Raw genomic sequence first — 17072 nt, forward strand, 5'->3', positions numbered from 1 at the left:
GGTACGGAGCGTGAACGATGTAAGCCTCGCACGCACACCACACCCCACGACCACGCGATACCCTCGCAGGCCCGCTGCGGTCACAGTCCTCGCCGTGGACACGCGTGCGGGATACCGCCCTCCCCGCCGGATCACGGTGGTCGAGGACGACGAGAACATCGCCGGCCTGCTGGCGTTCCTGCTGGAGCGCGAGGGGTTCGCGCCCGAGGTCGTGGGCGACGGCCGCGCCGCCCTGGAGCACGCGGCCCGCAACGAGCCGCCGAGCGCGGTGGTGCTGGATCAACTCCTGCCCTGCCGCAACGGCCTCTCGGTCGCCACCGCGCTCCGCGCCGATCCGCGCTGGGGCGAGGTGCCCATCCTGCTCCTCGGCGCGACGCGCTCCATCGGCGGCGGCGCCGCGCGGGTGGACGCCTGGCTCGAGAAGCCGTTCGATCCGGGCGCGCTCATCACCGAGCTGAAGCGGCTCGCGAAGGACCGGCCGTGAGGCGCGTGCTCGCGGCGCTCGCCCTGCTCCTCCCGCTCGCCGTCCCCGCCGTCGCCGCCGCAGCCACCGTCGAGCTGAGCCAGGGCGCCGAGGCCCTCTCCGGCGATCGTCCGGCCTGGCGCACCACCGCGCTCGACCTCGCCTGGGCCGCCGACCGCGACCGCGCGCTCGCCGCGGGCGGCAGCCTGCGCGAGGCCTCGCGCTTCCGCGAGGACGACGTGGAGGCGGCGGTCTGGGCCCAGGCGCCGGTCGCCGGGTTCGTGCTCGGGGTCGAGGGCTCGGCCAGCCCGACCTGGGAGTTCCTCCCGCGGTGGTCGGCCGGCGCGCGCGCCGAGCGCGGACTGGGCGCGGGCTGGGTCGCCTCGCTGGGCGGTCGCCTGCTCCGCTACGACGGCGAGCTGGGGGGCGAGCACCGTCGCGCTGACCACGGCCGGCCTGGAGCGGTACTTCGGGCGCTGGCGCGCGGCCGCCAGCGGCACCGCCGCGGGCATGCACGGAGAGTGGAGCGGCAGCGGCCGGCTCGCGCTCGACCTCTACTACGGCGAGCGCGGGCGGGTGGGCGTGTCCGTCGCCGCCGGGCGCGAGCTGGAGTCGCTGGGCGGCGGGGCGGTGCTCCGCACCGACGTGCTCGGCGCCGCGCTCACCGGTGCCCATACGCTCTCGGCCACCTGGGCGGTCACCTGGGACCTGACCGCGCAGCGGCAGGGGGACCTCTACACGCGGGTGGGAGGGCGCCTTGGCGTTCGCCGGAGCTTTTGAGCCGGTGGTCCGGGCCGCCTGGGCGACCGGGCTGCTCACCGCGCTGCTGAGCGCCGTGCTCGTCGCGCGCGTGCTCGGCATGCGCCGGCGGCTGGCGCGGGCGGAGACCCGCCGCCAGGACGTGGTCGCGCGCTGGCGGCCGATCCTCTTCGAGGCGATCGCCGGCGGCAGCCCGCACCTGCCCGCCCTGCCGCCCGAGGACGAGGACGCGTTCCTGCTGCTCTGGGTCCAGCTCCTCGACGGCATCCGGGGCGAGCCCCTCGAGCGGCTGGCCCGGGTCGGCGACGCGCTCGGCGCGGGGGCGCTCGCCGCCGCCCGGCTCCGCCGCGAGGACGCGCTCGGGCACGTGCTGGCGCTGCGGACGCTCGGCTACCTCGGGCGCGCGGAGGATCGCGCCGAGGTGCTCCGCTGGCTCGACGACCCGCGCTCCTACCTGTCGCTCGCGGCGGCCCGCGCGCTGGTGCGGATCGATCCCGAGGGCGCGCCGGCCGAGCTGCTGCCGCGGCTGGCCCGGCGGGGCGACTGGCCCGTGCCGCTGTTCGCGAGCGTCCTCGGGGAGGCGAGCCCGCCGCGCGTGTCGGAGCGCTTCGCCGCGCTCTGCGCCGCGCTCCCCGGTCCCGCGCTGGTGCGCCTGCTCCCGCTCGCGTCCATCGTGGACGCGCACCGCGTCGAGCCGATCCTGGCCGCGCTGCTCGAGCGCGCCGACGAGCCCGAGGTCCTCGCCGCGGCGCTGCGCCAGGTGCGGAGCCCGGAGCTCCTCGACGCCGCGCGGCGCGCCGCGCGGCACGCGTCGTGGTCGGTCCGGGTGCAGGCGGCCGCCGCGCTCGGGCGCGTGGGCGAGCGGGCCGATCGCGAGCTGCTGGCCGGCCTCCTGCGGGACGCGGAGTGGTGGGTCCGCTACCGCGCCGCGCAGGCGCTCGCCGCCCGCCCGTACGGCACCTCGCAGGAGGTGCTCGCGCTGGCCGAGGCGTCCGGCGACCGCTACGCGCGCGACATCGTCCGGCAGGCGCTCGCGGAGGTGCGGTCGTGACGCTGCTCCGGGTCATCGAGGTCGTGCAGTGGGCGTTCCTCGCCTACTTCATCGCGCTCACCGTGTCGTACCTCGCGCTCAACCTCGTCTCGCTGCGGGTCATCGCGCGCGACGCGGACGCGCGGGCGTCGCTCCTCCTGCCGCGGTTCTTCTCCCGGCTCGAGCCGCCGGTGAGCATCATCGTCCCGGCGTTCAACGAGGAGGAGACCATCGCCGGCACCATCCGGTGCCTGCTCCAGCTCGAGTACCCCGAGCTCGAGATCGTGGTGGTGAACGACGGCTCCACCGACCGCACGCTCGAGGTGCTCACGCGCGAGTTCGAGCTCGTCCCGTTCCCCGAGGCGTACCGCATCTCGGTGCCCTCCACGCCGGTCCGGCGCGTGTACCGGTCGCTCCGTCACCGCAACGTGCGCGTGCTCGACAAGTCGAACGGCGGCAAGGCGGACGCCATGAACGCGGGCATCAACGCCGCCCGGTACCCGCTGTTCTGCGCGGTGGACGGCGACTCGGTGCTGCAGCGCGACAGCGTGGCGCGGGTGGTCCGGCCGTTCCTGGAGGACCCTTCCACCATCGCCTGCGGCGGCACCATCCGCGTCCTGAACGGCTGCAGGGTGGTGGACGGGTTCGTCGAGGAGATCGGGATGCCGCGCGGCTGGGTCGCCCGCGTGCAGGTGCTCGAGTACCTGCGGGCGTTCCTGTTCGGCAGGCTGGGCTGGGCGCCGGTGAACGCGCTCCCCAACGTCTCCGGCGCGTTCGGGATGTTCCGCCGCACCGCCGTCATCGAGGTCGGCGGCTACCGGACCGACACCGTGGGCGAGGACATGGAACTCGTGCTGCGGCTGCACCGCCTCTACCGGCTCTCCGGCCGCCCCTACCGCATCTCGTTCGTGCCCGACCCGATCTGCTGGACCGAGGTGCCGGACACGCTCGCCGCGCTCCGCAAGCAGCGCGTCCGCTGGCACCGCGGCCTGCTCGAGGCCATCTCCAGCAACCGTGAGCTCCTGTTCCACCGCCGCGGCGGCGCCGCCGGCTGGCTCACCGTGCCGAACCTGCTCTTCTTCGAGGCGTTCGGTCCCGTCGTCGAGGTGGCCGGGTACGTGGTGATCGGCGCCGCCTGGGCGCTCGGCGTCATCTCCTGGAGCTCGTTCGCCGCGTTCTTCGTCGCCGCGCTCGGCGTCGCGACGCTGCTCTCGGCGAACGCGCTGCTCCTCGAGGAGAAGTCGTTCCACGTGTACCAGCGCCCGAAGCAGCTCGCGGCGCTCATCGGCGCGGTGCTGGTCGAGAACCTCGGCCTGCGCCAGCTCACCGCCTTCTGGCGGATCTCCGGGATGCTGAGCTGGCTGTTCCGCCGGCCCATCGCCTGGGGCTCGCCCGCGACCGCCGCCGCGGCGGACGCCGAGGCGCGCGACCACGAGGACGCCGGGCGGGCGGCGTAGCCGCGCCGGCGGGTGGAGCGGGGCGGCTCGCCCCCGCGTGAACCCCGGACGCCGCCGCGCATCACCGAACGTGCGCCCCGCCGGCTTGCATTTTGGGTGGAACCGGGCGAAGCCAGATGGATGGAATCGAGCCCTCGGGTCGTGGGTGGACCGCAGAAGCCGGGACCGGGTGACTTCTGGCGCGGGCTGTGGAGCTCGCTGGGCGGACGGCTGCCGCTCGTGATCGCCGCGCTGGTGGCGCTCGTCGGCGTGACCACGTCCTACGTCCAGGTGGAGCCGGACGAGGTCGGGGTCATCCTCCGCCTCGGCCGCTTCATCGGGACCGTCGAGCCCGGGCCGCACTTCCGCATCCCGTTCGGGGTCGACCGCATCACCAAGGTCCCGGTGCAGCGGCAGCTCAAGGCCGAGTTCGGCTTCCGCACCGAGCACCTCGACGGACGGACCACCTACCAGCCGGAGAAGCCGGAGCTGGTGCGCGAGTCGCTCATGCTGACCGGCGACCTGAACGTCGCGGTGGTGGAGTGGATCGTCCAGTACAAGATCAAGGATCCGTACCAGTACCTGTTCAAGGTGAAGAACGTCGAGGCGATGCTGCGGGACATCTCCGAGGCGTCGATGCGCGCGGTGGTCGGGGACCACTCGGTGAACGAGGTGCTCACCACCGGCCGCCAGCGGGTCGCGACCGAGGCGAAGGCGCTGCTGCAGGGGCTCGCGGATCGCTACGAGACCGGCGTGGACATCCAGCAGGTGGTGCTGCAGGACGTGAACCCGCCCGACCCGGTGAAGCCGTCCTTCAACGAGGTCAACCAGGCGTTCCAGGAGAAGGAGCGCGCCATCAACGAGGCGTACGCCGACCTGAACCGCGAGATCCCGCGCGCGCGGGGCGAGGCGGAGGAGACGCTGCGCGCCGCCGAGGGCTACGCCATCGAGCGCGTGAACCGCGCCCGCGGCGAGGCCGACCGCTTCGTCCGCATCCACGAGGAGTACCGCAAGGCGCCCGACGTGACGCGCCGGCGCATGTACCTCGAGACGCTCGCCGAGGTGCTCCAGCGCACGCGGCAGAAGGTCGTGGTGGACGAGTCGCACAAGGGCGTCACGCCCATGCTGTGGATGAACGGCGCGGGCGCGCCGCCCGCCGCGGGCGCCGCGGCGCAGGTGAAGGGGCAGCCATGACCCGCGCCGCCGTCGTGACGGCCGTCCTCGCCGTCGTCGTCTTCTTCGCCGTGACCGCGAGCACGTACACGCTCACCGAGAACGAGCAGGCGGTGATCACCCGCTTCGGCGAGCCGCGGGGCGAGCCCATCACCGTGCCCGGCCTGCACTTCAAGCTCCCGTTCGCCGACACCGTGAACCGGTTCGACCGGCGCTGGCTGGACTGGCGGGGAGATCCGAACCAGATCCCCACCAAGGACAAGAAGTACATCTGGGTGGACACGTTCGGCCGGTGGCGCATCGTGGACCCGCTGCGCTTCTTCCAGCGGCTGCGGGACGAGCGCAACGCGCAGTCGCGGCTCGACGACATCATCGACGGAGAGACGCGCAACGCCATCGCCTCGTTCGCGCTCATCGAGGCCGTGCGCACCACCAACCGCACCTTCGAGGACGACGAGTACTCCGCCGAGCTCGGCGGCGCCGAGGCGCTCGAGACCGTGCAGGCGGGGCGCGACCGGCTCACCCGGCAGATCCGCGACCGCGCCGCCGAGGTGGTGAAGGAGTTCGGCGTCGAGCTCGTGGACGTCCAGATCCGGCGGATCAATTACGTCAACGAGGTGCAGGTGAAGGTGTTCGACCGGATGATCTCCGAGCGGCGCCGCATCGCGGAGCGCTCGCGATCGGAGGGCATGGGCCGGGCGGCGGAAATCCGCGGCCAGCGCGAGCGCGACCTGAAGGCGATCCGCTCCGAGGCGTATCGCAAGGCGCAGGAGGTGTCCGGCAAGGCCGACGCGGAGGCGACCCGGATCTACGCGGCGGCGTTCGGCCGCGACCCCGAGTTCTTCCAGTTCCTGCGGACGCTCGAGGCGTACCCGCGCACCGTGGACGGCTCCACCTCGCTGTTCCTCGGCACCGACTCCGAGTTCTACCGGTACCTGCGCAGCTCGAAGAAGCAGTGAGCCGCTCGACCCGCCTGGCTCACCCGGGCTGCGGATCCGTGCCGGTTCAGGGACCCGCGACGGCGCCACCGCGCGTCACGCCCAGCCAAGGTACGCCTCCTTCCTCGGCCTCCCGCCGCCGCGAACGTGTCCGCGCCCGGACACGGCGCGTTCGCCCGCAGCAGTGCCCAACCTCTGGACGTGACGCGCCCTGCCTTCGCGCTCGCCCTCGCGCTCCTGGCGCCGGCCGCCGGGGCGGTCGAGGTGCGCTCGCCTCCGGGCGCGCTGCACGGGTTCCCGTCGATGAGCGATCGCTCGGGTGCGGTCATCGCCGACGGGGAGCTCGTGCAGGAGCGGCGCGGCGAGCGGCTGTTCGTGCGCGCGCGGTGGGTGTTCCCGGGCGGTCGGCTCGCCGAGGAGACGGCGGAGTTCGCGCTCTCCCCCGAGCTCGCCCAGGAGCGATACGCCTGGGTGGAGACGGATGGCAGCGGCGAGCTGCGCCGCTTCGAGGTGGACTTCGCGACCGGGCGCGCGCGCTCCGCGGTGCGCGGGAAGCACGGGGTCGAGCGCGAGGACGAGGGCCTCGAGGTGCCGCGTGGCCGCGCGTTCGCCGGCTACGGCGTCGCGCTCGCCGCGAGCCAGCTCGCGCTCGACGAGGGCGCGTCGGCGAAGATCACGTTCGTCGCGTTCACACCGAAGCCTCGAACGGTGACGCTCGAGATCCGGAACGACGGAGGCGCGCCGGTCGAGGCCGCCGGGCGCACGATCCCGTGCGTTCGCTACACGCTGCACCCGAAGCTGCCCTTCCCGGTCTCGGTGTTCGTGAAGGCGCCCGACTCGTACCTGTGGCTCACGCGCGCTGAGCCGCGGGCGCTCGTCCGGGCGGAGCAGAACCTCGCCGCCAAGGACGACCCCCGCGTCACCATCGACGTCATCCCGCGTGGCCCGGCGCGCGGCCACCCGCCGGTCCAGGCGCACACGGCGCCGCGTGACAACCGGCCGGGACGAGCACCTTGACCGGATGGGCTCGCCGAGGCGGCACGGGTTGCGCGAGTGTGTCGAAGTGTTTCTCTCGTTGAACCGCCTCGCGCCCGTGGCCATGGTCTCGTCGTCCGCGGGGCGTGGACGAGGAGGATGCCGTGGCGCGCGTGGCTCGTTGGTTCCTGACGGTGGAAGCGGCCGCGTTCCTGGCGGCCGCCGGCGTGCATTCGGGCGTGCTCTGGCGCGGCCACGAGCATGCCCGGGCGGCGACCGCCGAGACGGTGATCGGGCTCGTGCTGGCGGCGGCGCTGCTCGCGACGATCGCGCGGCGTGCATCGACCCGGCGCTTCGCGGTCGGGGCGCAGGCGTTCGCGCTCCTCGGCACGGCGGTGGGGCTCTTCACGATCGCGATCGGGATCGGCCCCCGTACCGCGCCCGACCTCGCGTTCCACGCCGCCGTGATCGTGCTGCTGGTGGCTGGCCTGCTCCGGCTGTCGCGCGAGCGCCTCGCCGGGCGGCCGGTCCGGGGCAGCGCGGTGTGATCGGGCGCACCGACGGATGCCGCCGCTCGCCGGCGGGCGCTGCGGTCGTCCTTCCCGGCGCCCCGAGACCAAGCGGCGCCCCGCCCCTCGGGGGAGAGGGGGCGGGGCGCCGCCGTGCTGCACACGCGTGATGCGGATCCGCTCAGGGCACCTGGAACGCGAAGTTGTGGCAGGGCAGGCAGAAGTTCTCCGACTGCCGGTGCTGGTGGTGGCACGCGTTGCAGTCGAGCTCGGTGCCGTAGTGCCGGTTCTCGTGCGGGTTGCGCGGCTTCACGCCCGCCGTCTGCCCCGCGAGCTCCTTGGTGGGGTGGCAGCTCACGCACCGGTCCATCTCCACGGGCGCGGCCTTCGCCGCCTTCACGTGGCACTGGGCGCACTTCACGCCCGCCGCCGCGTGGACCTTGGCGAGGGCGTCGGCCTTCGCCTGGGCGGCGGGAGCGGCCTTCGGTGTGGCGGCCGTCACCGCGTCGGCCGCCGAGGCCTGCGCCGCGACGAGGCCGCCGAGGATCGAGGCGAGCGAGAGGGCGAAGAGCTTCCGCCGGGACATCCAGTTCATGTCGTCTCCAGTGACGTGCGGGGCGCGAACGCGAGGCGCCCTGCGCGTCGGAATGAATTCAGTCGCGCGGGGTCCCGTCGCCGATCACAGCTTCGCGACGTGACGGCCGGTCAGGTAGCCGAACGTGTAGCAGCGGCCGAGGGAGAGCCCGAACACCGTGAGCGGATAGTCGGTGCCGCCGTAGAACCCGGCGCCGAGGTTGCCGACCAGGAACAGGCCCGGGATCTTCCTGCCGTCCGCGTCGAGCGCCTGGTGCTGCTCGTCGACCAGCAGGCCGGAGCAGATGGCGGAGACCCGCACCTTGCGGTGGATGCCGTAGAACGGCGGCTTCTCGACCGGGGCCAGCCTGTCGGCCGGCTTGCCGAAGTCGGCGTCCTGACCCTGGCGGCAGAGCTCGTTGTACCGCTTCACCGTAGCGACGAGCGTCGCGGGGTCGACCTCGATCTTGCGGGCAAGCGCCTCGAGCGTGTCCGCCACGTGCGTGTTGACGAGGGACTCGAACACGCCCTTCTTCGGGCCCGGGTCGTCGGGCATGTAGTTCTTCAGGCCCTCGGGCGGCACCAGCTTGCCCGGCCAGCTCGCCGCCTGCGTCATGTAGTTCGAGTCGAAGATCTGCGAGTAGTGGCCCGCGTTCTTCTCGTCGCGCAGGTAGTTGTTGACGAGCGACATCTCGACCGTCTCGTTCACGAACCGCTTGCCCTCGCGGTCCACGGCCAGGAACGGCATGTCGCACATCGACGCGGGGCCCGCGTCGAAGTCGTGCAGCATCTTGGTGTGGCCGATCGGCTCGATGACGCCGCCCGCCCAGTACGCCATCACGAAGCCGTCGCCGGTCTTGTCGAGCTGCTTCCGCCCGAGGTGCTTCAGGTCCGGGAGGAAGTAATTGCTCATCGCCTCGTTGTTCTGGTAGTCGCCGGTCGCGAGGATGACGCCCTTCCTGGCGAGGAACCGGTGGTACCGGTGGTCCTTGCCCTTCGCGATGACGCCCTTCACCTCGCCGGTCCGGTCCTGCACGAGCTGCGCGGCGGGCGTGCCGTAGAAGAACCGGACGCCGGCCTTCTCGGCGACGGTGGCGAGGGCGCGCATGCCGTCACCCGTGGTGTACGGCTTCGGCCCGAAGAACGAGGTGACGTAGTTCAGGGTGTAGCCGTTCACCTTCAGGATGGCGCGCTGCTGCAGGTTGCCCTGGTCGATCACCTGCGCGCCGCCGCGCTTGGCGCGGTCGATCACCCAGGAGACCGCCTCCCCGGAGTTGTACGCCCACTGCCGGATGAGCTTGGGGTTGGGGCGGTGCGCGTTGTCCGCGAGGAGCTTCGCGACCAGCGCCTCGACGCCGGCCTTGTCGCTCTTCGCGAGGTCGATGCCGGTGCCCGAGTTTCCCTGCGAGATCGCGAAGGGCGCCTTCTGGATCACCGCGACCGACGCGCCGTGCTCCGCCGCCGAGAGCGCCGCCGGGACGCCCGCGGCGCCCGCGCCCACCACGACCACGTCGAAGGTCTGCGTGGTGGCGATGTCCTTCTCCGCGATGGGCTTCGGCTTCGGCATGAACGAGAGCGTCGCGCCGCCGTCGGAGCTCTTCGCGTAGGCGAGCCCCTTGTCCGCCGCGCTGGCGGGTCCCGCCGAGAGTCCGGTGGCCCCGAGGACGCCCGCGCCCGCCGCGCCGACCGCCGCGCGACGCAGGAAGCTGCGGCGCGAGAGACCGCGCTCGAGCACGTCCTTCGTGTAGGGGTCCAGCGCTCCTGAACCGTGCGACCTGTCCTTGCTCATGCCGCCTTCCTTCTGGATGGGGGTTCGGACGTCGCCCCTGAGCAGCGGGCGTGCCATGGCGGCTGGCGGCGCAACCCCGCGTGGATCCGGGCGCGGGGCGTCGTGCGTCCAGGGCCGCGGCCCTCAGTCCGAGAATCCCTTTCTCGGAACGAGAGCCGGGCGCGACAGTTCGACGTGCGACCCGCCGCCGCGCCGCCGGCGTCCGGCCCTGCGCCGTCCCGGCGCCCGCGCCGGGTCAAGCGCCGACGAACGCCGACAGCCAGGCCTCGAGCACGCGCTCCGCCTCGGGCGTCTCGCGGATCGAGCCGATCGCGGCGGAGCAGCCACCCGCGGCGCGACCGTCCAGCGCGGCGCGACTCCACTCCGCGAGCGCGCGGCAGCGGCCCGCGTCCACCTCGGGGTGGAACTGCACGCCGCGGATCGCGTCGCCGACTGCGAACGCCTGGATCGGGGTCCGCTCGCTCCGGGCCAGCACGATGGCGCCCCGCGGGACCGACGCGACGTGGTCCTCGTGCGCCTCCTGGACCGCGAGCCGGGGCGGGAGGCCGCGGAACAGCGGATCGGCGCGGCCTGCGGCGGTGAGCGCGACCTCCACGGTGCCCGCCTCGGGGCCCGCCGGGCGTCGCTCGACGCGGGCGCCGAGCGCGCGCGCGAGGAGCTGGTGGCCGAAGCAGACGCCCAGGACCGGGCGGCTTCGCGCCGCCGCCAGCGCCCACGCTGCCGTCGCCTGCATCCAGGGCGCCCACGCCGTGACGCTGTCCAGCGAGCCGGTGAGGATGGCGCCGTCGAACCCGCCCACGGCCGGGAGCGGCGCGCGGGCATCGGCGCGCTCCACCTCTGCGCGGCCGCCGATGAGCCGCTCGAACCATGCGTCGAAGGCGCCCCAGCGAGCGGCGATCGCGGCGGGCGGAGCGCCGGTGCAGACGAGGAGGATCCGCTTCATGCAGGCTCTTCACTGCAACCCGGGCGCCAGCGAGCGCGGTCGTGCAGCGTCGCCACGCACGGCTCGTCACGTCCGCACGAGCGGCAACGGGTACCCGCTGCCGAGCAGTCGGTGCCTGGATCCGGGGCAAGCCCGCCGGCCCCCTGCACGCCGAGGGGAGGCGCCCCGAGCCGCGCAACCGGTTCCGCGGTCAGGCAGCTGCAAGGAGAGGAACTGCTCGAACAGGCTCACGCCGAGAGTGGGAGATCGACCGTGAAGCGCGTGCCGGCTCCCGGGCCGCTCTCCAGGTGGATCGCCCCGCCGTGCGCCTCGACGTTCTGCCGGACGATCCAGAGCCCGAGCCCGAGCCCGCCGACGCCCCGGGCCGCCGCGCCCCGCTCGAAGCGGCGGAAGAGCCGCGCCCGCTCCTCCTCCGGGATCCCGGCGCCCTGGTCGGCGACCACCAGCCGGGCGAGGTCGCCGTGCGACGACACCGACACGTCCACCGGCTTCCCCTCGCCGAACTTGAGGGCGTTCCCCACCAGGTTCGCCACGATCTGCTCGAGGCGGGCGCGATCCCACTCACCCTCGACGCCGGGCTCCGCCTCGATCCGGACGCGGCCGGCGCCGGCGAGGCTGGCGACCACCCGCGCGACGAGCCCACCCAGCTCGACCGGCTCGCGCGTGAGCGGGATCTCCAGCTGCGCGAGGCGGGTCGAGTCGAGCAGCATCTCGACCAGGCGCGCGAGCCGCTCGGTGCCGCGCTGGACGCGCTCGCTCGCCCGGCGCGCGCCGTCCACGTCGGCCGTCTCCAGCGCGCGCGTCACGCCGCTCACGGCCAGGTTGAGGACGGTGAGCGGCGTCCGGAGCTCGTGCGCCGCGAGCCCGAGCAGCTCGTCGCGGAGCGCGACCGCCGAGCGGAGCTCACGCTCGAGCTTCGCGCGCTCGAGCGCCGCCGCGGCGAACCCGGCGATCGCCTCGAGCAGGGCCGATTCGCGGGGCGTGGCCGCGTGGCGCTCCGCCCAGTAGGCGCCGATGGCCGCGACCGGCTGCGCCGTGAGCACCGGCACCATCAGCATGCCCTTCACGAAGGTGGGCCGGTACGCGTCGTGCGGGACGCGCGGATCGGCGTACACGTCCTCGATCACCACCGTCTCCCGGTGATCCATCGCCCACCCCGAGATGCAGGCGCTCGCCGGGAACGCGGTCCCCTTCCAGAGGGGAGAGATGGCGTCCTCGTCCGCGTAGCGGACCAGGTCACCCTCGCGCAGGACGAACGTCACCCCGTCCGCGCCGAGCAGCCTCCGGGCTGCGACCTTGGCGATGCGGCCGACGCCCTCGACGTCCGGAGCGATCGCGAGCGCCCGGGCCACGTCGATGAGGTCGAGGACCTTGTCGGCGGGGGCCGGACTCGGCCGCGCCTGCGCTCGGGCGGAGAGGGCCATGCGGGTCATCGTAACCCGGTCCCTCGTGCGCCGCCGAGGACGGCCTCGAAGAACATGCGCTCCATCCACCCCGCCCGACCAAAGGAGCACGCGATCAAGGGGCAAGCCCTGGGGCGAGGGACGAGATCCAGGGGGGCGCCGAGCCGCACAGAAGAAGTCCCAGGTGGGCGTCGCCCGGGTCAGGGGCTCGGCGCCACCGCAACCGATGTGATCCATCCCCCTCCTCCCGCGCCCCGCTCACGACGTCGGCAGCGATCCACCGAAGCTGGCGCGAGAAGCACACCTCTCCCCTTGTGCGCAGAGTGAAGTTCCCCGTAGGCTTCGTACGACTCTCCGTGATAGCGCTGTGGGCTCCGCGCAGGCGGCCGCCCTGGCCCGCGGCGGATCGAGGGGACCACCCATGACCGAGTTCGCCGCGTCGATGCCCGCAGCACCGGCCGATGCCTTCCCGACCGAGCCTGCACCGCAGCCCCAGCCGCTGCCGATCCGGTTCACCGGGTCGGGCGGAGAGTACTTCCGGATCTGGATCGTCAACCTGCTCCTCACCCTCGTGACCCTCGGCATCTGGTCCGCGTGGGCGAAGGTCCGCAAGACGCGCTACTTCTGGAGCAACACGCAGCTCGCCGGCGCGGCGTTCCAGTACCACGGGAACCCCGGTGCGATCCTGCGCGGCCGGCTGCTCGCCGGTGCCGTCTTCCTCGCGTACTCGGTCGCCGGGCGCATCTCGGTCGCCGCGGGGCTGGTGGCCGGCGCGGTGCTCATGCTGCTCGGCCCCTGGTTCTTCTACAAGTCCATGCGGTTCAAGCTCGCGAACACGAGCTGGCGGGGGCTGCGTTTCGGGTTCGACTCCACCGCCGGACGGGCCTACACGGTCCTCGCGCCGGGCGTGGTCCTCGGGGTCTTCTTCGTCGGCTCGCTCGCAGCCGTTCAGCGGATCGCGCCCGGCGAGCAGGCGAACCCCTTGCCGATCCTGCTCGTGGAGCTCGCGGTGTTCGCGTTCTGGCCCTGGCTGCACGCGCGGCTGAAGGCGTACCAGCACGGCCGCGCGCAGTACGGGAACCTCGCGTTCGAGTTCGAGCCGTCCACCGGCGCGTTTTACGGCCTGTACGGCAAGACCCTCCTCTTCGCCCTGCCCTTCATCCTGCTGCTGGGGATCACCCTGGCCCTCGTGTTCGCCGCCACGGGCGGCGTCAAGGACCCGGGGGCGATGACGCGCGCGATCGTCCCGATCATGGTCGTCACCTACGCCGTGCTCGGCCTCACGTACGCCGTGGTCGGCGCGATCTTCGCCGCGCGCCTGCAGCGGCTGGTCTGGGCCCGGACGCACGCGGGCCCGGTGCGCTTCGCGACGAGCATCACGGCGCGCGGCCTCATGCGTGTGTGGATCGTCAACGGTGCCCTGACGCTCCTCACGCTCGGCATGTACTGGCCCTGGGCGGCGGTGGCGATCGCGCGCTACCGGCTCGAGTGCATGACCCTCGAGGCGGGAGCGCCTCTCGAGACCATCGCGGCGGGGAGCATGTCCGCGGAGCGCTCCGCGACGGGCGAGGGCGCGGTCGATTTCTTCGGGTGGGACATCGGCCTGTGAGCGAGACCGTCCTCGAAGGCCTCCTCTTCGATGGACGTAGCGCCGCCGCGACGCCGGTCCGGATCACGATCGCGGGGGGCGTCCTCACGGTCACGACGCCCGAGGGCGCGCTCCTCTCCGAGCAGGGCCTCTCCCTGCTCACCGTGACCGAGGCGTTCGCCACGGCGCCCCGGCAGATCGGCCTGCCCGGCGGCGCCGTGGTCGAGGTGACGGACGGCACCGCCCTCACCGCAGCGCTCGCCGCCGCGGGCCGGCGGCCTGACCTCGTGGATCGGCTCGAGGCGCGCTGGCGCGCCGCGCTCGGCGCCGTCGTCGCGTGCGTCGGGGTCATCGTCGCCGCCTACGTCTACGGGCTCCCCGCTGCCGCGGGCTGGATCGCCCGGACGCTGCCGGTGAGCGCGGAGCGGCGGCTCGGGGACGGCGTCCTCGAGCTCCTCGACGGCCACCTGCTTCGACCCACGGCGCTCTCGGAGGAGGAGCAGCGTGCGGCGCAAGAGCGGGTCGACGAGGCGGCGCGGCTCGGCGCGCCCGCGGTGAAGTACCGTCTCGTCTTCCGGTCCGCCGGGTTCGGGCCGAGCATGAACGCCTTCGCGCTCCCCGGCGGCACCGTGATCCTGCTCGATGGCCTGGTGCGCGGCACCGCGAGCGACGATCGCCTCGTCGCGATCGTCGGCCACGAGCTCGGGCACGTGGCCCGACGCCACTCGGTGCAGGCGCTCCTGAAGAGCGCCGGCGTGGGCGCCGCGGCGAGCCTGCTCTGGGGCGACTTCTCCGGCCAGGCTGCGGCGATCCCGGCCGCCCTCGCGATGTTCGACTACTCGCGCGACGCCGAGCGCGAGGCCGACGAGGACGCCGTCCGCTTCCTGGGCGCGGCCGGCCGCTCCGCCCTGCCGATGGTGGAGGCGCTGTGCCTGCTCCAGTGCGTCGAGCGCGAGGCGTCGCTGGGCGCGATGCCGAGGCTCCTCTCCACGCACCCGAAGCTCGCAGAGCGGATCCAGCACGTGCGCGATCTAGGCCGCGTCGATCCCTCCTACCGCTGCCCTGAGCCGCCGCCGGCAGGATCGCCCTGCAGTCCTGATGGCGACAGCAAGGACGAACCGGCGACGTGCGGAGCGCGGGAAGCGGAGCGTTCCAGCGGCGACCGCTGAGCTCCGCCCTCGTTGCGAGAAGCAGCGCCGCTCGGAGTCTCGCGCGATCCAGCGGCGATGCGCGCTCGATCCTCACGCACACGGTCGCGGAACCGCGCGGCGGTTCCTGAAGCCCAGGTCGCGCCAGGCACCGCGCCAGAGCGGCAGGCGGGAAGCAAAACCGCGTCGAACGCGAAGCGCTGCTTGGCCGCCTGGCGACCTCGTGGAGGAGACAGCCTCCCCTGGGGCGTGATCGATGAGTTCTCCCGGGCCGCCCCGTCGAAGGCGTGGATCTCCCTCGCCATGTCGACACCCCAGGGCACGAGGCTCGAATGAGAAAGCTCAGGCTCATCGAACACATCTCGCTGGACGGCGTGATCCAGATCTCCGCCGACGACGACTTCCCCTACCGCGACTGGCCCGCGCCGTATCGGACCCCCGCTGGCCGCGACGCGATCACCGCTGCGCACGGCGCGCGCTTCGATCTGCTGCTCGGCCGTCGCACCTACGATCTGTGGTCAGGCTACTGGCCAGCGGCGCCGAGCAGTCCCCTCGCGGAAGGCCTCAACGCGGCGACCAAGTACGTCGCGACCCACCGTCCGGAGAGTCTGGAATGGGGACCGTCGGAGAGCCTTGGGCCCGACGTCATCGACGGCATTCGCCGCCTCAAGTCGAAGGACGGCCCGGACCTCATCCTCTCCGGGAGCTCCACGCTGACGTCGGTGGTGCTCGAGCATGGACTCGCGGATGAAGTCCTGCTCGTCGTCTATCCGGTCCTCCTGGGGAAGGGTAAGCGCTTCTTCGCCGAGGGCACGCCGCCACGGTCATTCGAGCTCGTCAGCACGAGCGCCCTGCCGTCCGGCGTCATCCTCGTCGCGTACAAGTTCGCCGGGGCCTTGAAAACCGGTTAGCTCGACCGAGATCCGCGGTGGTGCTCGGAGCCGGAAAGAAGAAGCCCCCGGTTCCAGAGAGGAACCGGGGGCTAGATGGAGCGGAAAAGGGATTTGAAGCTTGCCTAATGGTGAACGCTAACTGAGCGACAGTCCACGCTCCGGGAGACATACGGGAGATGCGGCGCGGCACGAGTTGCATAACCACGCTACTCGCCAACCGCGGTGGATCCCCTCTTTCTCTTGATCAGCATCGACCAGATCTTCTGCTTTGCCGCAGGATAGGAGCCTTCACCGGCGCCCAGCGCGCTGAGCAGCGCGTTCCACCCCAGCGAGAACTTGAAGACAATCAGGCTTCCTTGAACCCCAGGAAAGTCGGTACCGAACCCGAGCCACTCCGATCCCATGTTGAAGAGCACCCCGAGAACGGACGCCGGGACGGCCATGAAGAGGCCCTGCGCGATCTTCCATCTCGGTGCGGCGCGCGCGGTCACGAAGGCCGCTGCAACCGTGGCGGCCCAGATCACCCACGCCGAAACGGTCACGCCGACATTGGACTTCGTGCAGAGGAAGGCAATCCCGACCGCTTGGCCAGCCGCGAGTATCCCGATCCCGAGTCCGATCGCTCTCAGCATCTCCAGCGGTCTCCTTGAGCGGCTAGTCTACACTCCGCGCAACCTGACGACCTTGCTGCCCACCCGCGCGACGACCTCGAGCTCGCCGCCAAGCCCCTCGACGTACCGCCTCAACGTCGACAAGAGGTGATCCTCCCTCCGCTCGGCGCGAGACAACTCCGACTGCTTCATCTTCGCGGCGCGGGCAACCTGCTCCTGGGTCTTCCCGGCGGCCTGCCGCAGCTCGCGTAAATTCATCTCGAGGATCTCGCGCTCGGCGAACCGCTCCGCCTCGGCGATCTCCTCGCGCGTGAAAAGCTTCTTCTCGATCTGCTTCCAGCTCTTCGTCTTCGCCTTCATGGCTCGCCTTCCTTCTCCAGGTGCTCGAGGTGCGCCTCCCAGAGTCGCTCTGCCTTGGGGATCGCCCGTTCGTAGAACCGCTTGTCGTTGCCCTTGTCACCACCGATGAGGAGCAACGCCTCCCGCTTCGGGTCGAACGCGTAGATGATCCGCAGCGGACTCGCGCCGCGCTTCGGGCGAAGCTCGCGGAGCGGGTGTCTCGACCCCTTGAGGGCGCTCGCGTACGGCTCGCCGAGCGCGATCCCCACCTGCTCAAGGATCTTCACGGCTTGGAGCACGGCCTTCTGTTCCCGGTGGCTCAAGTTCTCGATCCAGCGCTCGAATTCGTTGGTCGCGTTGACGACGGCCATGCGGTTCTCTACCGCTCCCGTCGGACATCGGTGGGCTTGACTATAACGTTGGGCTCATATGAGTTCAAGCTCATCCACGGCGTGCGTGAGGACCGGGCAGGGAGGGAACTGGCCCCTACTGAGCCGGCCGC

The 17072-nt window shown here is 72.5% G+C and carries 17 protein-coding genes and 2 pseudogenes; 12 read left to right on the plus strand and 7 right to left on the minus strand.

Annotation, left to right across the window (positions count from 1 at the left end):
- The first annotated feature begins 94 nt into the window (after nt 1-94).
- The 9 genes and pseudogenes from ANAEK_RS18155 (at nt 95) to ANAEK_RS18190 (ending at nt 7322) form a co-directional block, all read left to right on the plus strand.
- Nucleotides 95-484: a response regulator gene (locus ANAEK_RS18155; protein ID WP_232288267.1), complete on the plus strand. Its 390-nt coding sequence runs from the start codon at nt 95-97 to the stop codon at nt 482-484.
- A gap of 5 nt (nt 485-489) precedes the next feature.
- A pseudogene (locus ANAEK_RS23435) lies at nt 490-819 on the plus strand (YaiO family outer membrane beta-barrel protein); the annotation flags it as partial.
- Nucleotides 820-862: 43 nt separating this feature from the next.
- A pseudogene (locus ANAEK_RS23440) lies at nt 863-1243 on the plus strand (YaiO family outer membrane beta-barrel protein); the annotation flags it as partial.
- A complete protein-coding gene (locus tag ANAEK_RS18165; RefSeq protein ID WP_012527593.1) occupies nt 1221-2273 on the plus strand; it encodes a HEAT repeat domain-containing protein in 1053 nt (350 codons plus the stop codon). The pseudogene ANAEK_RS23440 and the gene ANAEK_RS18165, both read left to right, overlap by 23 nt.
- A complete protein-coding gene (locus ANAEK_RS18170; protein WP_012527594.1) occupies nt 2270-3709 on the plus strand; it encodes a glycosyltransferase family 2 protein in 1440 nt (479 codons plus the stop codon). Before ANAEK_RS18165 ends, ANAEK_RS18170 begins: the two co-directional genes overlap by 4 nt.
- A 120-nt stretch (nt 3710-3829) precedes the next feature.
- Entirely contained in the window at nt 3830-4882 is a 1053-nt protein-coding gene (gene hflK / locus ANAEK_RS18175) for an FtsH protease activity modulator HflK (RefSeq protein WP_012527595.1), read from the plus strand.
- The gene (gene hflC, locus ANAEK_RS18180; RefSeq protein WP_012527596.1) at nt 4879-5820 is read left to right on the plus strand and encodes a protease modulator HflC; all 942 of its coding nucleotides are present in this window, start codon (nt 4879-4881) and stop codon (nt 5818-5820) included. Before hflK ends, hflC begins: the two co-directional genes overlap by 4 nt.
- 180 nt (nt 5821-6000) lie before the next feature.
- Nucleotides 6001-6816 carry a hypothetical protein gene (locus ANAEK_RS18185; RefSeq protein ID WP_012527597.1) on the plus strand — a complete coding sequence of 272 codons (816 nt, stop codon included), beginning with the start codon at nt 6001-6003 and terminating at the stop codon, nt 6814-6816.
- Nucleotides 6817-6938: 122 nt separating this feature from the next.
- Nucleotides 6939-7322 (plus strand): hypothetical protein, encoded by a 384-nt coding sequence (locus tag ANAEK_RS18190; RefSeq protein ID WP_012527598.1) that lies wholly within the window; start codon nt 6939-6941, stop codon nt 7320-7322.
- A 142-nt stretch (nt 7323-7464) separates the two neighbouring features.
- Here ANAEK_RS18190 and ANAEK_RS18195 read toward each other — a convergent pair whose 3' ends face one another.
- From ANAEK_RS18195 to ANAEK_RS18210, 4 genes are all read right to left on the minus strand, one after another.
- Nucleotides 7465-7878 (minus strand): cytochrome c3 family protein, encoded by a 414-nt coding sequence (locus ANAEK_RS18195; RefSeq protein ID WP_012527599.1) that lies wholly within the window; start codon nt 7876-7878, stop codon nt 7465-7467.
- A gap of 84 nt (nt 7879-7962) precedes the next feature.
- On the minus strand, nt 7963-9645 hold the full coding sequence (locus ANAEK_RS18200) for an FAD-dependent oxidoreductase (RefSeq protein ID WP_012527600.1): 1683 nt from the start codon (nt 9643-9645) through the stop codon (nt 7963-7965).
- Between the two features lie 235 nt (nt 9646-9880).
- Nucleotides 9881-10588 (minus strand): gamma-glutamyl-gamma-aminobutyrate hydrolase family protein, encoded by a 708-nt coding sequence (locus ANAEK_RS18205; RefSeq protein ID WP_012527601.1) that lies wholly within the window; start codon nt 10586-10588, stop codon nt 9881-9883.
- A gap of 227 nt (nt 10589-10815) precedes the next feature.
- Nucleotides 10816-12012, minus strand: a complete 1197-nt coding sequence (locus ANAEK_RS18210; RefSeq protein WP_232288268.1) for a GAF domain-containing sensor histidine kinase — start codon at nt 12010-12012, stop codon at nt 10816-10818.
- 400 nt (nt 12013-12412) lie between these two features.
- On the opposite strand from ANAEK_RS18210, the gene ANAEK_RS18215 reads away from it, so the two are divergent.
- From ANAEK_RS18215 to ANAEK_RS18225, 3 genes are all read left to right on the plus strand, one after another.
- Nucleotides 12413-13600, plus strand: a complete 1188-nt coding sequence (locus ANAEK_RS18215) for a YjgN family protein (RefSeq protein ID WP_012527603.1) — start codon at nt 12413-12415, stop codon at nt 13598-13600.
- Complete coding sequence (locus ANAEK_RS18220) at nt 13597-14748, plus strand: M48 family metallopeptidase (RefSeq protein ID WP_012527604.1); 1152 nt, start codon at nt 13597-13599, stop codon at nt 14746-14748. Before ANAEK_RS18215 ends, ANAEK_RS18220 begins: the two co-directional genes overlap by 4 nt.
- Before the next feature lie 311 nt (nt 14749-15059).
- On the plus strand, nt 15060-15638 hold the full coding sequence (locus ANAEK_RS18225) for a dihydrofolate reductase family protein (RefSeq protein WP_012527605.1): 579 nt from the start codon (nt 15060-15062) through the stop codon (nt 15636-15638).
- A 188-nt stretch (nt 15639-15826) separates the two neighbouring features.
- On the opposite strand, the gene ANAEK_RS18230 is transcribed toward ANAEK_RS18225, so the two are convergent.
- Genes ANAEK_RS18230 through ANAEK_RS18240 form a run of 3 tightly spaced genes read right to left on the minus strand, consistent with a single transcriptional unit; the run spans nt 15827 to nt 16941 of the window.
- Nucleotides 15827-16252 (minus strand): hypothetical protein, encoded by a 426-nt coding sequence (locus ANAEK_RS18230; RefSeq protein ID WP_012527606.1) that lies wholly within the window; start codon nt 16250-16252, stop codon nt 15827-15829.
- 27 nt (nt 16253-16279) lie between these two features.
- The gene (locus tag ANAEK_RS18235; protein ID WP_012527607.1) at nt 16280-16591 is read right to left on the minus strand and encodes a helix-turn-helix domain-containing protein; all 312 of its coding nucleotides are present in this window, start codon (nt 16589-16591) and stop codon (nt 16280-16282) included.
- Nucleotides 16588-16941, minus strand: coding sequence for a type II toxin-antitoxin system RelE/ParE family toxin (locus tag ANAEK_RS18240; protein ID WP_012527608.1), 354 nt, complete (start codon nt 16939-16941; stop codon nt 16588-16590). The genes ANAEK_RS18235 and ANAEK_RS18240 overlap by 4 nt, the downstream gene beginning before the upstream one ends.
- Nucleotides 16942-17072 lie beyond the last annotated feature (131 nt).

Source organism: Anaeromyxobacter sp. K (genome assembly GCF_000020805.1).
Lineage (GTDB): Bacteria > Myxococcota > Myxococcia > Myxococcales > Anaeromyxobacteraceae > Anaeromyxobacter > Anaeromyxobacter dehalogenans.